This is a genomic window from Jiulongibacter sediminis (genome assembly GCF_001306455.1).
GTDB classification, from domain to species: Bacteria; Bacteroidota; Bacteroidia; order Cytophagales; family Spirosomataceae; genus Jiulongibacter; species Jiulongibacter sediminis.
Genome location: NZ_LGTQ01000009.1, coordinates 151,468 through 170,303 on the forward strand (window position 1 = coordinate 151,468; position 18,836 = coordinate 170,303).

The 18,836-nt window shown below is 40.2% G+C and carries 21 protein-coding genes; 12 read left to right on the forward strand and 9 right to left on the reverse strand.

The window, feature by feature from the left end; genetic code table 11:
• The first annotated feature begins 52 nt into the window (after window positions 1–52).
• The 4 genes from AFM12_RS11340 (at window position 53) to AFM12_RS11355 (ending at window position 2,368) form a co-directional block, all read left to right on the forward strand.
• Window positions 53–421, forward strand: a complete 369-nt coding sequence (locus AFM12_RS11340; protein ID WP_055148255.1) for a Rid family detoxifying hydrolase — start codon at window positions 53–55, stop codon at window positions 419–421.
• Window positions 422–564: 143 nt separating this feature from the next.
• Window positions 565–1,482, forward strand: a complete 918-nt coding sequence (locus AFM12_RS11345; protein ID WP_055148257.1) for a hydroxypyruvate isomerase family protein — start codon at window positions 565–567, stop codon at window positions 1,480–1,482.
• Window positions 1,483–1,548: 66 nt separating this feature from the next.
• Complete coding sequence (locus AFM12_RS11350; protein ID WP_055148259.1) at window positions 1,549–1,971, forward strand: hypothetical protein; 423 nt, start codon at window positions 1,549–1,551, stop codon at window positions 1,969–1,971.
• A 1-nt stretch (window position 1,972) separates the two neighbouring features.
• Window positions 1,973–2,368: a thiol-disulfide oxidoreductase DCC family protein gene (locus AFM12_RS11355; RefSeq protein WP_055148261.1), complete on the forward strand. Its 396-nt coding sequence runs from the start codon at window positions 1,973–1,975 to the stop codon at window positions 2,366–2,368.
• On the opposite strand, the gene AFM12_RS11360 is transcribed toward AFM12_RS11355, so the two are convergent.
• The gene (locus tag AFM12_RS11360) at window positions 2,365–3,102 is read right to left on the reverse strand and encodes a LytR/AlgR family response regulator transcription factor (RefSeq protein WP_055148263.1); all 738 of its coding nucleotides are present in this window, start codon (window positions 3,100–3,102) and stop codon (window positions 2,365–2,367) included. The two genes, AFM12_RS11355 and AFM12_RS11360, sit on opposite strands and share 4 nt — an antisense overlap.
• Window positions 3,068–4,138 carry a sensor histidine kinase gene (locus tag AFM12_RS11365; RefSeq protein ID WP_055148265.1) on the reverse strand — a complete coding sequence of 357 codons (1,071 nt, stop codon included), beginning with the start codon at window positions 4,136–4,138 and terminating at the stop codon, window positions 3,068–3,070. The genes AFM12_RS11360 and AFM12_RS11365 overlap by 35 nt, the downstream gene beginning before the upstream one ends.
• A gap of 324 nt (window positions 4,139–4,462) precedes the next feature.
• On the opposite strand from AFM12_RS11365, the gene AFM12_RS11370 reads away from it, so the two are divergent.
• Window positions 4,463–5,029, forward strand: coding sequence for a YceI family protein (locus AFM12_RS11370; protein ID WP_055148903.1), 567 nt, complete (start codon window positions 4,463–4,465; stop codon window positions 5,027–5,029).
• Between the two features lie 73 nt (window positions 5,030–5,102).
• Here AFM12_RS11370 and ftsY read toward each other — a convergent pair whose 3' ends face one another.
• The 5 genes from ftsY to AFM12_RS11385 all read right to left on the reverse strand — a co-directional run bounded on the left by ftsY (window position 5,103) and on the right by AFM12_RS11385 (window position 7,532).
• Complete coding sequence (gene ftsY / locus AFM12_RS11375; protein WP_055148267.1) at window positions 5,103–6,062, reverse strand: signal recognition particle-docking protein FtsY; 960 nt, start codon at window positions 6,060–6,062, stop codon at window positions 5,103–5,105.
• Between the two features lie 77 nt (window positions 6,063–6,139).
• A complete protein-coding gene (locus tag AFM12_RS11380) occupies window positions 6,140–6,535 on the reverse strand; it encodes an acyl-CoA thioesterase (RefSeq protein WP_055148269.1) in 396 nt (131 codons plus the stop codon).
• Between the two features lie 57 nt (window positions 6,536–6,592).
• The gene (locus AFM12_RS19480) at window positions 6,593–6,748 is read right to left on the reverse strand and encodes a DUF4295 domain-containing protein (RefSeq protein ID WP_082391303.1); all 156 of its coding nucleotides are present in this window, start codon (window positions 6,746–6,748) and stop codon (window positions 6,593–6,595) included.
• A gap of 29 nt (window positions 6,749–6,777) precedes the next feature.
• The gene (gene rpmG, locus AFM12_RS19485; RefSeq protein WP_082391304.1) at window positions 6,778–6,960 is read right to left on the reverse strand and encodes a 50S ribosomal protein L33; all 183 of its coding nucleotides are present in this window, start codon (window positions 6,958–6,960) and stop codon (window positions 6,778–6,780) included.
• A gap of 227 nt (window positions 6,961–7,187) precedes the next feature.
• Window positions 7,188–7,532 carry a DUF3127 domain-containing protein gene (locus AFM12_RS11385; protein ID WP_055148271.1) on the reverse strand — a complete coding sequence of 115 codons (345 nt, stop codon included), beginning with the start codon at window positions 7,530–7,532 and terminating at the stop codon, window positions 7,188–7,190.
• A 72-nt stretch (window positions 7,533–7,604) separates the two neighbouring features.
• Between AFM12_RS11385 and AFM12_RS11390 the strand changes: the two genes are divergently transcribed.
• From AFM12_RS11390 to uvrA, 3 genes are all read left to right on the forward strand, one after another.
• Window positions 7,605–8,618 carry a hypothetical protein gene (locus tag AFM12_RS11390; RefSeq protein ID WP_055148273.1) on the forward strand — a complete coding sequence of 338 codons (1,014 nt, stop codon included), beginning with the start codon at window positions 7,605–7,607 and terminating at the stop codon, window positions 8,616–8,618.
• Window positions 8,619–8,624: 6 nt separating this feature from the next.
• Complete coding sequence (locus AFM12_RS11395; RefSeq protein WP_055148275.1) at window positions 8,625–8,855, forward strand: VF530 family protein; 231 nt, start codon at window positions 8,625–8,627, stop codon at window positions 8,853–8,855.
• A 95-nt stretch (window positions 8,856–8,950) separates the two neighbouring features.
• Window positions 8,951–11,791: an excinuclease ABC subunit UvrA gene (gene uvrA / locus AFM12_RS11400; RefSeq protein ID WP_082391332.1), complete on the forward strand. Its 2,841-nt coding sequence runs from the start codon at window positions 8,951–8,953 to the stop codon at window positions 11,789–11,791.
• Here the strand turns inward: uvrA and AFM12_RS11405 are convergent.
• On the reverse strand, window positions 11,786–12,265 hold the full coding sequence (locus tag AFM12_RS11405) for a hypothetical protein (protein ID WP_055148279.1): 480 nt from the start codon (window positions 12,263–12,265) through the stop codon (window positions 11,786–11,788). The genes uvrA and AFM12_RS11405 overlap by 6 nt on opposite strands.
• Window positions 12,266–12,324: 59 nt before the next feature.
• Here AFM12_RS11405 and AFM12_RS11410 point away from each other — a divergent pair, with 59 nt between their 5' ends.
• From AFM12_RS11410 to AFM12_RS11425, 4 genes are all read left to right on the forward strand, one after another.
• Window positions 12,325–13,443 carry a tail fiber domain-containing protein gene (locus AFM12_RS11410; RefSeq protein WP_082391305.1) on the forward strand — a complete coding sequence of 373 codons (1,119 nt, stop codon included), beginning with the start codon at window positions 12,325–12,327 and terminating at the stop codon, window positions 13,441–13,443.
• Between the two features lie 4 nt (window positions 13,444–13,447).
• Window positions 13,448–13,825, forward strand: a complete 378-nt coding sequence (locus AFM12_RS11415; RefSeq protein ID WP_131458326.1) for a hypothetical protein — start codon at window positions 13,448–13,450, stop codon at window positions 13,823–13,825.
• A 146-nt stretch (window positions 13,826–13,971) separates the two neighbouring features.
• Window positions 13,972–15,297, forward strand: a complete 1,326-nt coding sequence (locus AFM12_RS11420; RefSeq protein WP_055148285.1) for a tail fiber domain-containing protein — start codon at window positions 13,972–13,974, stop codon at window positions 15,295–15,297.
• A gap of 3 nt (window positions 15,298–15,300) precedes the next feature.
• Window positions 15,301–15,678 carry a hypothetical protein gene (locus AFM12_RS11425; protein WP_055148287.1) on the forward strand — a complete coding sequence of 126 codons (378 nt, stop codon included), beginning with the start codon at window positions 15,301–15,303 and terminating at the stop codon, window positions 15,676–15,678.
• Here the strand turns inward: AFM12_RS11425 and AFM12_RS11430 are convergent.
• Complete coding sequence (locus tag AFM12_RS11430; RefSeq protein WP_165492345.1) at window positions 15,665–18,802, reverse strand: VCBS repeat-containing protein; 3,138 nt, start codon at window positions 18,800–18,802, stop codon at window positions 15,665–15,667. The genes AFM12_RS11425 and AFM12_RS11430 overlap by 14 nt on opposite strands.
• Window positions 18,803–18,836: the final 34 nt, after the last annotated feature.

Sequence of the window (18,836 nt, forward strand, 5' to 3'; positions counted from 1 at the left end):
AAGACTGTTAGTTTAGGATTATAATACCCATTCAAAAATAACGGATCATCAAATGAGCAACCAAATCATATATACGGAAAAGGCTCCTGAACCGATCGGACCCTATTCTCAGGCTGTATTAGCTGGCAGTACACTTTATATTTCAGGTCAGATCGCCTTTGAAGCTTCTCAAAACGGGACTCTTGAAGAGGAAACAACTCAGGTTATGGAAAACATTGGGGCTATTCTTTCAGCTGCGGGTTATTCCTATTTAGACGTTGTCAAATGCAGTATTTTCCTGAAATCAATGGATGACTTTGCCGAAGTAAACGAGGTGTACGGAAGGTACTATAAAAATAAACCACCTGCCCGTGAAACGGTTCAGGTGGCTTGTTTGCCGAAAAATGTTAATGTCGAGATTTCAGCGATCGCCGTTAAATAGTTTAATAGTATTAGGGCGAATAGTAAAGTTTAAGGTTGAATAGGTGCGTCAAAAGTATGGTACTTTTGAGAGAAGAAATAGTATTCCGTTCAGTTTTTTTATATTAATTAAGATAAGTAGTTAAACATCAACCCTTTTAGAATATGTCAAGTCGAAGAAAATTCATCTCAAAATCAATCTTATCAGCGGCTGGTTTGAGTCTTGCTGCCAAACAGAGCTTTGCAGCCAGTAAATATCAATACGATGATAAACCTTTCAAGTCTGCTTTTGCACCCCATTTTGGTATGTTTAAGAACAGTGCTGGTGATGATTTAATTGATCAGATCCGCTTTATGCATGAAAGAGGCTTTAGAGCTCTGGAAGATAACGGCATGATGAAACGTTCAATTGAGGATCAGGAAAAAATAGCTAATGAAATGTCAAAGCTTGGGATGCGAATGGGCGTATTCGTGATTGACGGGGGTGACAACTGGAAGGTTTCATTGACTACAGGGAAAGATGAGTTTAAGGATACATTTTTGAAAACCTGTCGTGAAGCTGTGGATGTGGCAAAACGTGTTAATGCCAAATGGATGACTGTGGTGCCCGGTTATTTTGAGCGGAATTTACCTCTTGGTATTCAGACTTCTAATGTGGTGGATGCCTTGCGTAGAGGTACTGACATTCTGGAGCCTCATGGGCTTACCATGGTACTGGAGCCACTCTCTGATAACCCTGATTTATTTTTACGCTTCTCCGATCAGACCTATAATATTTGCCAATCGGTGAATAGCTCTGCCTGCAAAATATTGTTTGATATGTACCATATGCAGAAAAATGAGGGACGACTAACTTATCATATGGATCAGGCCTGGGATGAAATCGGATATTTTCAAATAGGTGACGAACCAGGCAGAAAAGAACCAACCACGGGTGAGATCAATTATAAGTTCTTGTTCGAGCATATTTATGAGAAGGCAGGCGATCAGTTTATTTTAGGAATGGAGCACGGAAATGCCTTCAAAGGTAAAGAAGGAGAAGAAAAGTTGATTGCTGCTTATCGCTGGTGTGATGATTTTTAATAAATAGCTAAAAACCTAATGCTGCTAAAGCTTTGAGCAGTACTTTTGACCAAAAAATTAGAGAACATGAGAGAAATACTTCTGAACATTCACCACTATCTGGCGTTTGCTGCCCTTATTCTTTTGGCTTGGGCTACCATTAATGGAATTATGGGAACCACGAGCGAAAAAATGTGGGAAGGCAAGCACAGAAAGGTTAACCTTTTTGCCCTTATTGCTACGCATACCATGTTTTTACTCGGTTTGATTCTGATGGTTATGGCTCTTTCAAACGTAGAAATGGGTGCCATCATGAAGAATGCAGTTGCCAGAAAGGCTTATATAGAGCACCCAACTGTGGGTATTCTTGCCGCGGTTTTAGTGACTATAGGTAATGCTAAGAGCAAAAAAGCAGTAGGAAATGGCAAGCGTTTTAAGTCAACAATGATCTTCTTTGGGTTGGCTTTGGTTCTTGTGCTGAGCCGTTTGCCTTTTGATAAATTATTCTAAAATGCCTCAGGTGATTCTCTTTGATGGTGTGTGCAACCTGTGCAATAGTTTTGTACAGTTTATCATCAAAGAGGATCGCCAATCTGTTTTCCGTTTTGCTTCTTTACAATCTGACTACGCAAAAAAGAAGCTCGATCAAAAGTCTTTTGACACCTCAAAAGTTGATTCAGTAATTCTGATTACTGAAGAGGATCAGGTGTTGATCAAATCTGATGCCGCACTGGCCATTCTGAAACAACTTCCCCGCTTTTCCTGGCTTTACTTTTTCCGATTTTTACCCCTCATATTGAGAGATTGGGTGTATGATTTCACAGCACGTAACCGCTACCGATGGTTCGGGAAAAGGCGGGAGTGCATGATACCCACGCCGGAGCTGAGAAGTCTTTTTCTTGACTAAGGCTTTTGATAGTTTATGGCTTTCAGGAGATCCTCCATATTACTATCGCTTACCGGAATGTCAAATTTGTCAATAGTTATCCGGTGATTTCGAATACTTTGAATTTTTTCAAGATTAACAATATAGGATTTCTGCACCCTCATAAAGTTACTTGGTAGCCTGGCCTCAATTCCTTTTAATGTTGATTTGGTAAGAATAGGTCTGGTCTGTGTAGTAATAAAGATTTTGATATAGTCTTTGAGACCTTCGATATGAGTGATATCATCAAAAATTATTTTGACCAGCGAATATTCCACATTTACAAAGAAAGAATCTTGTTCATCAATTGGAGGTGCTCCTTCGATGCTTACCGCGTTTTCCTTGTTCTTTTTAAAGATATCAAGAGCTTTGTGAGCAGCCTTTGAGAACCGGTCAAAACTGACAGGTTTCATTAGATAATCCACTACGTCCAGATTGTAACTTTCAACAGCATAGGTATCATAAGCTGTAACCAGAATAACCAACGGCTTTTCTGTAAGGCTGGTTAAAAATTTGGTACCCAACATCCCCGGCATCTGGATATCGAGAAACATGAGATCAATCTTGTTCGCCTGCAAAGCCTCCATGGCCTCGTAGGGATTTTTACAAACTTTTACCAGGTTAAGAAATGGAACTTGTTCAATGTTCTCCTGCAGTAACTTGCGGGCAAGGCTTTCGTCATCAACTGCTATGCAATTCAGCTTGGTGGTAGGCATCTTCTTCGGTTTTGTCTCGTTTAAGGTCTATCGATAATTGAACCACAAATTTCCCGTCGCTGTCATCGACCATTAATTCGTGCTTTTTAGGGTATAGCAACTCCAGTCTTCGTCTCACATTTTTAAGACCTATTCCTGAACTGAAGTCTTTTGATTCTTTGGTCTCGGGGGCTATTTGATTGGCCACCATAAATGTAAGCAGGTCCCCGTGATACTCAAGTTGAATATCAATTTTTGGCTCTTTAACCATGCCAATACCATGCTTGAAAGCGTTTTCAACAAAGGGAATCAGCAGCATGGGCTCAATGGTGAGGCTACTGTCATTACCTTCTATATTGACATTGATTTCCACATCATCACCATATCTGACCATTTGCAAGTCAATATAGTTTTGAAGATAGGCTACTTCACGGCTAACCGGCACCTGCTTGCTATCGGTTTCGTATAGCATATATCGAATAAGTTCAGAGAGCTTAATGGTTACAGATTCGGCATCACCGGGCTCCGAACGAATAAGGTAAACAATACTATTTAAGACATTAAAAATGAAATGCGGGCTTATCTGGGATCTTAAAAACGATAACTCAGATTGCATTCTTTCCTGTTTCTCTTCTCTACGACCCCGCTCCTCTTTCATGATTTCAGTAATCAGGCCATAGCCTGTAGCCAATGCAGCAACAAACATTACGGGGAAGAAAATAAAGAAAGTAAAGGCATGCTTGTAGTTCGGATTAATCCAAAACTTCAGTTTATCCTCAAAAAAGATATAGGCTCCACAGATTATAATTAGCGAAAAAACATAACTAGTGGTACCTCTGGTTCTGAAAACCTTAGGGATTAGGTAATGTACAATAAAGTAAAAGAGTGGAATCTCCACAGCTCTAACCGTAACTAACATTTTTAGAAAGATCACTGCATCCGGATTGTCATAATCCGCGTTTACCAACGGATACCCAATCCAGATTACCCACATAAAGATTTGAAATAGAATCTTGTAGGCGTTTTCAGTTTTCGGTCTTTGAGTTATCAATGCCATTTGAATTAAAGCAATACAAAAAAAAGAAGATTTCCAATGGAAAACTGACTTAACAGATGTCATGACATAATGAGGCGATTAATGCTTATTTAACATCGGAAACGGACTTAACCGACAAACTTTGCAGTTTTGAAGATAAAAATGACCTTTTCGGGAGTGAAGGGTTAGGCCTTAGAGATTATTGTCCATTTTTGGGGCCCAGTAGTCGTTTATTCTACCGAATTGGTAGAGTTTTTGAGCTGTTTTAATTTTGTTAACACCTTAAAATGAGCAGAGTTGATAGCTTTGTATGCTTTAAATGTATTAACATATAAATTAACTGAAATGAAAAAAACACTAACGCTTGTAACCTTACTGGCTTCAGCTTTCGCGGTTAACGCTCAAAAATGGAATGTTGACAAAGCTCACTCCAATGTAGGTTTTACAATTACCCACATGATGCTTTCTGATGTTGACGGACAATTCAGAGACATTGAGGCCACGATTACTGCTGACAAAGATGACCTCTCTGATGCTGTATTTGAGTTCACCGCTCAGGCAAATAGTATTGATACAAGAATTGAAAGAAGAGATACTCACCTTAAGAGTGCTGATTTCTTCGAAGTAGAAAAATATCCAACGGTTGCTTTTAAAAGTACTTCTTTCAAGCATTTGGAAGGTAAGAAGTATAAAATGAAAGGTAATCTTACCATCAAAGACGTTACAAAAGAAGTTGAGATGGATGTTATTGTGAATGGCCCGATAGTTAACCCTAGAAACCAAAAGAAGATGGTTGGTGTTAAGGCTACAGGTGAAATCGACAGATACGATTTCCACATCGGTGGTGAATCAGGTGCTGGTCAAAGTAGAGAAGTTGTGATTTTCGCCAACGGAGAATTCACTAAAGAGTAAAAAATAAAAGGGGTTTTATTTTTAAGGGGAGGCCGATTTCGGACTCCCTTTTTTTATGCTCTTTTTGAGAGCGTTACCCTTTCTTAAATAAAGAGTCTACAAATTCTATTTTGTTAAAGACCTGTAGATCTTCCATCTTCTCGCCAATACCAATATATTTTACAGGTATTTTGAACTCATCAGAAATACCGATAACTACTCCTCCTTTTGCGGTCCCATCTAGTTTGGTGATGGCCAGCGAATTAATTTCGGTCACTTTGGTAAATTCACGTGCCTGAATAGTTGCATTTTGACCCGTACTACCGTCAAGAACAAGCATCACTTCGTGAGGGGCTTCAGGCAAAACCTTCTGCATTACACGTTTGATTTTGCCCAGTTCTTTCATCAAATTCACTTTGGTGTGAAGCCTTCCAGCCGTGTCTATAATAATCACGTCAGCATTTTTCTCAACACCAACTTTAACAGCATCATAAGCCACTGAAGAGGGGTCAGTATTCATTCCGTGATCTATAACGTCAACACCCACACGCTCACCCCAAAGTTTCAGTTGATCTACGGCAGCGGCCCTGAAAGTGTCTGCTGCTCCGAGAACCACCTTCTTTCCATTCTTCTGAAAATTATGAGCCAGCTTACCAATAGTTGTAGTTTTACCAACACCATTGACCCCCACTACCATCAGAACATATGGTTTTGGCAGATTGTCGGTCTCAAAACTATTCTGAACGTCCTGAGAATTGTTTTCTTCTAGTAGGGCCGCAGTTTCCTCCCGTAGAATGGTATCAAGCTCTTCAACGGATGTGTATTTGTCTTCAGCAACTCGTTTCTCAATTCTTCGTATTATTTTAATCGTAGTATCAACTCCGACATCAGATGAAATCAAAATTTCCTCAAGCTCATCTAAAACTTCTTCGTCAACCGAAGATTTACCAACAACCGCCCGGCTGATTTTTTCAAAAATGCCTGATTTTGACTTTTCAAGTCCTTTGTCGAGAGTTTCTTTTTTTTCTTTACTGAAGAAACCGAATATGCCCATGTGCTGATTTTTTTCGATTATAAGGACGTAAAAATAAGAAGCTTAGTTCAGTAGATGTCTATGTGACAACGAAATGCTTAAAAAAGCCGGTCAAATTTAGCCATAAGCTCGGCTGGAAGACGCTTTGGTTTCATGCTTACAGGGTCAAGTGCAATCCAAAGGGTTAAAGCTTTTACCACTGGTTGACCATTTTTTGAAATTAAATAATGCCTTTCAGTACTAATAGCATCATGCTTCTCCACCCAGGTTTCGATGGTAAGTTCATCATTAAGAAAAGCAGGCCTCAGGTAGTCAATCTCGTGCCTTCTGGCAATCCATCGTACTGATTCACGCTCTTCTTCAGTAGCTACGTGATACCAGTGATCAATAGCTGCTTTTTCCATGAACTTCAGATAAACCACGTTATTGACGTGATTGAGTTCATCAAGGTGCTCTGGAGTGATTTTGATGTTTTGTGAAAAAGTATTTTCCATAAGCAAAAAAGCCTCTCTGATTTCTCAAAGAGGCTTCTTAAAATGATGATTCTGACCTTAGGCTTTCAAAACGTCGTTTACTAGTTCAACCGGCACCATTTCTTCTTTGAAGGTATAAGCACCCGTTTTTGGAGACTTGACAGCCTTAACAACTTTTGAGAAGTTCTTAAGTTTAGATTTATCTTGTAAGGTCGCTACTACTTTCTTTGCCATTGTCTTCTTAGTTTAAATGTTTTACCGAATTACTTGATCTCTTTGTGTACGGTGTATTTTCTTAGAACCGGATTGTATTTCTTCAATTCCAGTCTTGCAGTGGTGTTCTTACGGTTTTTAGTAGTGATGTAACGAGACATACCTGGCATACCGCTCTCTTTGTGCTCTGTACACTCTAAAATAACCTGAACTCTATTTCCTTTCTTAGCCATTGCTTTATCGAATTATTGTCTTTTTTCTAAACAGGGGTGCAAAGATAGATATTTTTCCAGCTTTCGGCAAAACTACATCGAAAATAAATTAGAATATTTTCCTTTGCCCTTTTCACTGACTATGAGTGTGTTTGTTTGAGTGAGAGCATTGATTTCGAATGCTTTTTTTAAGAAAAGACCTGATACTTCAATGAGTCCAGAACTTTCCAATATACATTTTCTCCGCTTTAGAAAGGAAGATCATCTTCACCCTCGACGGCAGCAGGAATATCAGCGGGAGCAGAAATATCATCTCCACCTTCTCCTGCTGTGCTAGCTTCAAGTTTCCAGGCCCTCACATCGGTATACCATCTGCCATTATATTCTCTGCTTTCAACGTCTATTGAAGCCGTTACACCATTACCTACTTTGATCATATTTTCATCGATTCGGTCGCCCCACATAGAAATACAAACTTTTTTAGGGTACTGGCTTTCTGTCTCAATCACAAAATCCTGCTTTTTCCATGGACCGTTCTTGCCTTCGCCGCTTTGAAGTGGTAAAACCTGAATGATATTTCCGCTGATCTCCATCCGATATAAATTTTAGTATAGATTTTTAATTAATTTGGCTGCAAATCTAAGGAATTCAAGCCGTAAAATCCATTGATCACCGAGCTTATTAAGCGTATTCAAAATTTGCAATCTGAAGGAGATCAATACTTTGATCAGGGACTATTTCCATCATTCAGAGTAAATCCTTTTTGGAACTATAGGCGGCCTGATAATAATATATTCTCTTCATTATCAGTTTGTTTTGTTTTGAATGGTGTCGAATCGTTTATGCAAAGTGATGAGCGTTTGATGATTAAGGAGATTAAAGAAAAGCTAATTCGATGCTTACCTAAGTATCAAACTAAGCCTGATCGGCAGACTTTCAATTTTTATCAGAGTGGTGAGCATTCTCATTTTCCGAACGGCTTCTTAATGCATAGATTCAGGCATTTCAAATTACCGGATGATATTGATGATACAGCTCTGTCTTTTTTGATTCAAAAGGCAGAAATATCTTACTTCAAAAATCTTCTGATTGAACATGCTCATGAAGATGGAGTTTATGATACCTGGTTTGGTAAAAACATGCCAAAAGAGAAGGACGCCTGTGCTCTGTCAAATCTAATGTATCTGGTTTTCGGTTCGGGAGAGGAGTTGAATATCAATGATCGCCAGACTTTGGAATATCTGAATGAAGTGATTGTTTCAGAAGAGTATCTCAAAAATCCTTTTTGGGTATCACGGCATTATGGAACCGTACCATTGATTGTGTATCATTACGCCCGGTTGATTGAAAAATTTGATCCTCCACAATTGGCTGAAGCAAGTGGCCTATTGAAAAAGAGTCTTCCTGAATTATTGAAAAATGAAAAGGTATTCCTGAATCAGTTGCTTTTACAAACCGCAGGATATAGGCTTGGGCTTGACCTGAAATTGCCCGAATCAAATGTTACAGGACAGTTTTATTCTTTTATCGGAGCTCCTTTTGCTCCATTGCCTTCTCTCTGGTTAAAAAATATAGCTTCTCAAAAATGGGCATTACTTTATTGGAAATGTGAGGCTCATGAGCTGGCATTGCAATTGGAAAATGCCGTTTGTAAGCGTATCATTGCCGAAGAAATATAAATCTCAATGACTCAGGAGCAGCCCAATAACCCTCTTCACGGTGTGAGACTTGATACCATACTGAATGCCTTAGTGGATCATTTTGGCTGGGTAGCACTGGGGAAGATCATCAGAATTAATTGTTTCAATAATAACCCCACGATGAACTCCTCTTTGAAATTCTTGAGAAAAACAGACTGGGCCAGAAAACAGGTGGAAGAGCTCTATCTGGAGTTGAAACGGGACGGGCTAGTTTGAGACATTCACATTATTCTTAGCATTTTAGATTCAATCTGTCTGGTTGAGAGATATTTGGCTAACTTTGCGGTTTGCAGAAAAATCCTTTCATAAACGTGGCAGAAAAAGCACTTTCAGACGTAGAAATTACCGGGCATGAGCAAATTGAGGTCTTTGGAGCCCGGGAGCATAACCTAAAAAACATTGATGTTATAATTCCCCGAAATAAGCTGGTGACCGTGACGGGCATCAGTGGCTCAGGGAAGTCTTCATTGGCTTTTGACACCATTTACGCTGAGGGTCAGCGGCGGTATATGGAGAGTTTCTCTGCCTATGCCCGCTCATTTATTGGCGATATGGAACGCCCGGATGTTGACAAGATAAACGGACTATCTCCCGTCATCAGCATTGAGCAAAAAACTACCTCCAGAAACCCAAGATCTACCGTAGGTACGACCACTGAAATCTATGATTTTCTGCGTTTGCTTTATGCTAGGGCAGGCATTGCCTACAGCTATGTGACGGGTAAACCGATGATCAAACAAACTCAGGATCAGATCGTCGATCAGATTTTGGAGGAGTATGAGGGACAAAAACTGACTATTCTGGCTCCATTAGTGAAAGGTCGGAAGGGGCATTACCGCGAGCTTTTTGTACAGATTCGAAAGATGGGTTATACCAAAGTTCGTGTGGATGGAGAAGTGCAGGATCTGGTACCCAAAATGCAGGTAGATCGTTATAAAATACACGATATTGAGGTGGTGATTGATCGTATTATGCCTCAAAAAGAGGATCGATATCGCATCAGTCAGTCGGTGGGCACGGCCCTCAAAACCGGGAAGGGTTCTATGCTTCTATTGGATCAAAAAGATGAAGTAAAATACCTCTCTCAAAACTTGATGGATCCTGAAAGTGGGATAAGTTACGAGGAACCTTCGCCGAACTCCTTCTCTTTCAACTCGCCATATGGATCATGCCCTACCTGTAACGGTCTGGGGAAGGTGGAAGAAATTACTGAAGAATCTATCATTCCGGACAAATCTTTAAGCATAAGCCGGGGCGGTATTGTGGCTTTGGGTGAATACAGGGACTTATGGATTTTCAAACAGATTCAGGTGATACTCAAAAAATACAAGGCAAACGTGAGCACGCCTATTGAGAAAATTCCTGAGGAAGGACTTAAAACTATTTTATACGGAAGTGATGATCCCGTGGCAGTTCCCTCAAAGAAGTATCCCGGTGAAGACTGGAACACTAAATTCGAAGGAATTATAAACTTTCTGAAACGCCAGCAAGAGTCAGATAACGATAAGATTCAGGACTGGTTACAGGATTTTATGATTGTAAAAACCTGTCCTGATTGTGAAGGAGCTCGACTGAGAATTGAATCAAGACATTTCAAAATAGCTGACAAAAATATTTCAGAACTGGCTGAGATGGATATCTCTGACCTTTCAGATTGGTTTGAGAATATAGAGACAAGGCTTACAGATAAGCAATTGCAAATTGCAACTGAAATTTTGAAGGAGCTGCGGAAAAGAATCGGCTTTTTGAATGGAATTGGCTTGGATTATTTGACACTTAACAGGCCTTTAAAATCTCTTTCCGGAGGAGAAGCACAACGAATCAGACTCGCTACTCAGATTGGCACCCAGCTCGTGGGAGTGCTTTATATCATGGATGAACCAAGCATCGGTCTGCACCAAAGAGACAATGTAAAACTGATTAAGGCTTTGAAAGATCTTCGTGATCTTGGTAATACAGTATTGATTGTGGAGCATGACAAGGATATGATGTTGGAATCTGATTATATTCTTGATATTGGACCGGGGGCCGGGCGGCATGGTGGCAAAATTGTTGGCCAGGGTACACCTGAAGATTTCCTAAAGAACGGAAGCCCTACGGCTGATTTTTTGAGTGGTCGTCAGCAAATTGAAGTACCAAAAGAAAGGAGAAAAGGAAACGGGAAATCGGTGGTTTTAAAAGGTGCTACAGGCCATAATTTACAGAATGTTGACCTTAAAATTCCTTTGGGTAAAATGGTTTGTGTTACCGGGGTTAGTGGCTCAGGGAAGTCGTCTCTGATTCATGATACTCTCTTTCCAATCTTAAACAGACATTTTTTCAGAGCAAAAAGGGAGCCATTAGAACATAAAAAAGTGACGGGGCTAGAGTATATTGATAAAGTTATTGAGGTTGATCAATCACCAATAGGGAGAACGCCAAGATCAAACCCCGCGACCTATACAGGCATGTTTACGGACATCAGGGCTCTATTTGCGGAGCTGCCGGAATCCAAAATTCGGGGCTATAAGCCTGGACGCTTTTCTTTCAATGTGAAAGGAGGCCGCTGTGAAACCTGTCAGGGAGGCGGAATGAAAAAAGTAGAAATGGATTTTCTACCGGACGTACATGTGGAATGTGAAACGTGTAAGGGTAAACGTTTTAATCGAGAAACCTTGGAAGTGAGATTTAAAGGGAAATCCATTGCTGATGTGCTGGACATGACGGTAGAAGAGGCCATGCACTTCTTTGAAAATCAGCCGCGTATACAAAGAAGAGTTAGTACGCTTTTTGACGTAGGTCTGGGCTACATTACCTTAGGTCAGCACGCTACGACTTTGTCTGGCGGAGAGGCACAGCGAGTTAAACTTTCAGAGGAACTTTCAAAGAGAGACACTGGTAAAACGCTTTACATTTTAGATGAGCCAACCACAGGTTTGCATTTTCAGGATATCAAAAAACTTCTGGATGTGCTTCAAAAACTGGCCGATAAAGGGAATACAGTGCTCATTATTGAGCACAATATGGATGTGATCAAGGTAGCTGATTTTATCGTGGATATGGGTCCCGAGGGTGGCACCAGAGGAGGTCAAATAGTAGCTCAGGGCACTCCGGAGGAGGTTTCAAAGGTGAAAGAAAGCTTTACCGGACATTATCTGAAAGCCGAACTATAGGACATTGACCTCAATGTTACCTTTGAGTTCTTTATCAGATTTTTTATCCCAGATTCTGAATAGGTAGTAGTATGTTTTACCATGCTCCATGGGTTGGCCGACAACCAGGTTAAGCTTAAGCTTTTTGGCATCCTCGGCAGAAACACCAACTTCTCCGTACTTTGTGAAAAGGTCTGGGAAGAAGGATACCACATTTCCTTCCTCATCAGAAACAGCATATTCTGCACCGGGTAAAACATTTGAATCACTGATCATTTTAAAGTCATCAATACCATCAACTACCACAGTGATTTCGTCCCCATAATTGAAGTTTTTACTTTTTTGTGGAGTTTGATTGACTAAAACGTTGATGGATTCAGCTTTAAGTCCCTTGTAATCAATATAGAGGCCCTTGGCATCATCTTTATAAGTGCTCGTGCACCCAGCCAAAATGGAAATAAGAACTACGAAGTTAAAAGGCCTCAATACTTTCATTAACTCAGAATTTGTATAACTTGCGTACAAATAACACCTATTAAAACTACTCTAGCAACATGAAACAAAAAGTACGCCTTTTCGGTGCTCTTTTTATATCGCTATTGACACTACAGAGTCAGGTAAGTAAAAAGAAAAGTCAGGAAGAATTAAATAACATATTAGGAGGTAATGAGGCGAAAGCTGTAAACGATCAGGTTTTTGCCGATGATGTTATTGTTCAGGGAAGTATTTGTGTCGGGTTTGATTGTGTGAATGGAGAAAATTTCGGCTCCGACACCGAAAGACTTAAAGAAAACAATTTACGTATACATTTTAATGATACCAGTAATTCAGGGTCGTTTCCGACAAATGATTGGAGGATTGTGGCTAACGAAACCATAAATGGAGGAGATAGTTTCTTAGCCTTTGAAGATTCCGATGCTGGAACCTACCCTTTCAAGGTTCAGTCTGGTGCCGGTAATAACGCATTATTTGTGAAACGGGGAGAAGGTAACATAGGTTTTGGAACAAGTAATCCAGTGGTTGAGTTACATGCAGTAGATGGCAATTCACCAGCCTTGAGGCTTGAGCAAGACGGCTCTGCGGGCTTTCAGCCGCAAACTTGGGATCTGGCTGGTAATGAAGTTAACTTTTTTATAAGGGATGTAACTAACGGAAGCAAACTACCTTTCAGAATATTTCCTAATTCTCCTGACAAGGCATTTGAGATCGGCCCTAGTGGTGTGACAATAAAGAACGTCAGTTTAATCCAGCCTACCGCTCCTTCAGATCTCCGATTGAAAGAGGAAATCAAACCATTGAATGATATGACAAGCTTGTTAATGCAGTTGTACCCTAAGTCATACTATTTTAAAAAGGAGTTTATTAAAAGTAACGGTTTTCCGTCGGGTCTACAATATGGTTTGGTCGCTCAGGAAGTTGAAAAAATATTACCAACAATTGTTGGAGTTTACAGTGATAACGACCTGAAAAGGAATTATAAAAGTTTGAACTATTCGGCGTTTGTTCCTTTACTGATTCAGGGTTTTAAAGAACAGCAGGCTACTATTAATGCCCAAAACGAAAAAATTAAAGAATTAGAGAAAGGGCTTGCATCCTATGCTTCTTTGGAATCAAGGATAAGAGACCTGGAAGGTTCTAAGAATAGTGCAACTACAAACAATGCGAAAAGATAGTCAGATGAAGAAGTATTTAACAGTCGCTTTAATGTTGGCAGGAACGGTGGTTTTTGCACAAAGAGAAATTGACGAAAACGGTCGCCCTCTAGGTGCTAAACCGAGCTTTACGGTTTCTTCGGTTGAAGATGTTTATTTGGCAAAAAGTGAAAGCTCTGTTGCCGGTTCAGAAATAAAACTCAATTATTCGCTTCCTTCTGGTGTGACTTCGGGTAAAATAACACTTTTTCACCCAAGAAGGGATGAAGAATTAAAGTCGTATAACTTAAATTCTGAGACGGGTACAGTTTCAATAAGTTTGAAAAATTTACCAATATCTACTTTCTCTGCAGGCTTGTATGATTCAGAAGGGAAATTCCTGAAATCATTTAATGTGTATTGAAACCTTTTCTTAGAAAAGGTTTTTGAAATTGGGCAGCGAGTATTTCGCTGCCTTTTTTGTTTTAATTCCGTTAAATAGAACTCTTTTTAAAAATGCGGGCTGTATATCGATATAAATTATCTTTGATAATAAACAGTTATACAGCCATGTTAAAGAATTATATACTTCGATCAGGCTTGGTTTTGGTGGCCTGTTTGCTTCAAAGTCAGGTGAGCCTGCGGAAAAAGACTCAGAAAGAGTTAAATGAGGTTTTAGGTGGGTCTGAAGCTAAGGCTGTTGAAGCCTATTTTCATACTGGTAGCGGAAGTATAGATGGAAGTCTATGTGTTGGTAATGATTGTGTTGCCTCTGAATCTTTTGGTTTTGATACCCAAAGGTTTAAGGAGAATAATTTGAGAGTTCATTTCGATGATACTAGTACTTCGGCTTCTTTCCCAGCTAACGATTGGAGAATTGTAATTAATGATGATGACAATGGGGGGGGGAATTATTTTGCAGTTCAGGATGCAACTGCCTCTAGAACTCCTTTTCTTGTAGAGGCAGGTGCCCGGAATAATGCACTATATGTTGAGTCAGATGGCGATATTGGTATCGGAACTCAAAACCCTGTTATAGAATTACATGTCGCAGGAGGTGATACCCCGGGTTTAAGATTAGAGCAGAATGCAACTTCTGGTTTTGAGCCTCAAACATGGGATTTGGCTGGTAATGAAACTAGCTTTTTCATCAGAGACGCCTCAAACGGAAGCACGCTTCCTTTCAGAGTAAGGCCGGGTTCTCCATCCAATGCTTTAGTGATTGATACGGATGGTGACATAGGAATGGGGGTTTTAACGCCAGCGGGGCCATTGCATATTAAAGGTAGTGAGGATTTACTTCTTTTAGATTCGGAAGGTAAGCTATCGTTGAAAGATTCATTAATTCTTCAGAATAAGGGAATTAAGTTTCCTGATGGTTCGGTTCAAACTATTGCTTTCGGTGGTAGTAACGGTGCATATACTGATCTTGATGTTACCGGCACGGCTCATTTTATGGGGGATGTCTATGTTAAAGGAAGTATTTTCCCAAGTGCGTCTTTTGGTCCTTCGGATAAACGTTTAAAACAGAGTCTTATAGATCTAAAGGATGCCTCAGGTCTTTTAATGAAGTTGTATCCGAAGTCATATTATTTTAAGCAGGAGTTTGTACGAAACCTTGGGTTACCTGAAGAGCTTCAATATGGGCTACTGGCTCAAGATGTTGAGAGCATTCTTCCTGAGCTTATCAAAGAATTCGACACAGGAAGTGGTGGACGATATAAAAGTGTAAATTATACAAGTATCGTTCCTATTCTAATTCAGGGTTTTAAAGAGCAGGAAGAAAGAATAAGAAGCCTGGAAGAAGAGTTAAAGTCTATGGCTTCATTGGAGAAAAGGATAAAGCAACTTGAAAGTGCCTCTCAAAAATCAACTTTTTCAAATGCTAAAAGATAGGTCATGAAAAAATTTCTTACAGTCGGTTTGGTAATCATTACATTTAGCTCATTTGGTCAGAAGGAGATTGACGAAAACGGTCGCCCTCTAGGTGCTAAACCGAGCTTTACGGTTTCTTCGGTTGAGGATATTTATCTGAAAAAGAATGAAGCCTCCGTTACTGGTGCTGAAGTTAAGCTAGACTATTCGCTTCCGTCTGGAATGACTTCGGGTAAAATAACACTGTTTCACCCAAGAAGAGACGAAGAATTAAAGTCTTATAACCTAAACGCAGAGACGGGTACGGTTTCAATAAGCTTGAAAGATTTACCCATATCTACTTTCTCTGCAGGTCTGTATGATTCGGAAGGGAAATTCCTGAAATCATTTAATGTGTATTGAAATTGAACCTTATAAAAGGCTTCTGGAATCGGGCAGCGAGTATTTCGCTGCCTTTTTTTGTTTTGATCTCAATCAGATTTCTGGTTTCTCCTTTAAGCCAAAGGCCACTTTCCTGATTTGAGATAATCTTCCACTGCCCTTTACCATTGTTTATCAACAGTTGACCCAAGGAGCCCTCAATAAACCCGCTATTGGTGGGCTCAAACTGCCGGCTGTTTCCTGCTATCACCAAATCGGGGAGTTTGTCGTTATTAATATCTTTTACCAGAATTGAATTTACCACAGATTGTTGAGTAACTGAAGGGAGAGTCTCAAAAAGGAAACCGTTGCCCTCATTCCAGAGAACTCCACTTTCCATGGTATTTATCTCAGCAATTTGCCGATCAAAAACATCTTTAAGGTCATCAATGGTAACTTTTGCATAGGAAGCATAATTGGGAAACTTAGAACGTAATCCCGGGAACTGACGGATTAGATCATCACGGGTGGCGACGGGCACCTCCAGACCATCTTTGAAATAGGTAATCAGAAAACCAGCGAGTTTTGAGCTTTGATACACCTTAACGGGCTTATTTACTCCGAAAGGATATCTATAATTTCTACCAACATTACCCAGAATAACATCATCGTCACCGTCAGCATCAAGATCTGCTATTGCCACTGAGTTCCACAATCCTTTTAAATGAGGAAAAGACTCTGTCTCTTTAAAGCCAGCGAGAGTATTCATTAAGAATTTTGGTGAAGAATAGTGACCAACGGCAAGTATATCAACTCGTCCATCCTTATTGAAATCGGCTGAAATGGCGTCTGTGATTAGACCTAAATCGAATTGATTGGTAACTGCAAAATTTCCTTTTCCATCATTTGTCAATAACATAGATTTAGCGGCTGAGGGGAAATTGCCTGCTAAAACAGCCCCAAACCTGAATAAGTCCAGATCGCCATCCTGATCAAAATCTCCAGCCAGTATTTTAGAACCTGGAAATTCAATACCTGGAAGCCTGGCTTTGAGAAAACCTCCATGACCATCATTGATATAAAGCTCATCCTGAAATTTATCAGATGGAGCCCTTACTTCATTTGAGCCTTTTACCCGATATAGATCAGGGTAACCATCAGAATTGGCGTCAAAAAATACGGCATCGGCATCCTCATTGTTGATTGACTGTTCTGAAATGACTTGGAAATTATCTGCTTCGGTCTGTCCGTAAAGTTTTGAAGGCCATTCCGGGTTTCCTCCCACAAAAATCTCATCCAGTCCGTCTTTGTCAATATCTGCAACGGTCACGGCAGGGCCAGGTGCTGAGTATTTCTGAAGCAAAAGATTTTCTGTATAGTAGTCGATAAACCTGTTTTCCTGATAAATGATCTCGGTGGCCGATTGAGAAAAGTGGGCAGTTTGAGCACCAACAGGAGAAGGTATTTGCTCTTTGGCCAATTCTTCATCAATCACGATTGTTTGATTGATCTCAATGTTTTCCAGCTCACTTACCTTACCAGAAGGCCAAACGACTCTAACCTTGGCCATTCCTTTTTCATCCCCGATTCCGAAAATAACTGAGGGATCTGTAGAGGATTGATAACCTCTGACGGGTAAATTGAGGGCTGTCTGAGTTTTATGATTGAAGTCAATCTCAATCTTTGCTCCACTTCCTAACGAGTTTGATTTGAGACCTTTGAGTTTTATTTTGAGGTAATTATTCTTGGAATTATTTCGGAATAAGCCCACAGGTTCATTGATATTGTGAGTGATGTAATCAAAATCGCCGTCATTATCTAAATCGGCAATTACGGCACCATTAGTGAAGCCCTTCTCTACTGTAGTCCATTGCTCTGTCACTTCTTTAAATTCCAGGTTTCCGGTTTGACGGAAAAACTGATTTTTAGCTTTCAAATGAGGGAGAGATGCGGCATTATTATTCATAAAAGCCCGCATTTCTTCTTTTGATTTTGTTTTCTCCGCAAAGCTCATGTTATAGGAAACAAAATCGGAATCGGTGACATCACGGAGATACCCATTGCTAACGGCGATATCTTTCAGACCATCATTATCAAAATCTACGATCAAAGGAGCCCAGGACCAATCTGTAGAAGCGACTCCGGTAAACAGGCCGATTTCGGTATACTGAGGCTCACCATTCAGAATGCCCTGATTGAGAAATAACATATTTCGGGTGAACTCCGGCTCATAACCGAGTTGATTTTCCACCTCAAAGACGTGATAAGAGGTCATCAGCATTTTTTTCTGCTGCTCATTGCTTGCTGGTAGCATATCTACGGTCATGATATCCAGCAAACCATCATTATTGAGGTCTGCAATGTCATTGCCCATGGAAAACCTGCTCTGATACGGGAGAATATCTGAACTCTTGTGACTAAACGTACCGTCCTGATTATTGAGATAAACCAAATCATTGGGTAGAAAATCGCTGGAAGCCAGAATGTCTTCCCAGCCGTCTTGGTTGATATCAGCTACCACCAATCCCAATCCGTGATTGTTTTGATAAATACCTCGGCGAAGGCCTTCTTCGCTAAATTTTCCTTTTCCATCATTAATATATAACCGGTCTCTGGTGTAAAGTCCATAGCGATCTTTTTCATGAAGAAGGTTAGGATTACGGATGTCATTTGAAGTGGTAAGGAGGTAAACGTCCAGGTCGCCATCATGGTCAAAATCAAAGAAAGCGGAATGATTGGTATGCGTGGTGTCTGCCAAACCAAAATCTGCAGCCATTTCCGTAAAGCTCAGGTTGCCGTTATTGATATACAGATGATTTGCTCTATTTTCTGCGGTTTCATTTCCTGATTTGCAAACGTATAAATCCAGAAATCCATCTTGATTGATATCCACCACCGATACCCCCGTTGACCAGTCACTGCTCTGAATACCTGCGGATTGAGAGATGTCTTCGAAAACAAAGTCCCCTTTGTTTAAATACAGTTTGTCGTAGACTTGGTTGCCTGTAAAATATAGGTCTTGAAGCCCGTCATTATTGATATCGATCACAGCAATTCCTCCACCATTATACAAATTATGGTAGTCGTAAACATTGTATTGCTCGTTTTCGGCGATCCGGTTTTCAAAATAAAGGTTGGAGTGATCCGCAGGTACTGTGCTGAACAATTGCTTAGGTTCGGTTTTGCACGAAAGCAGAAGA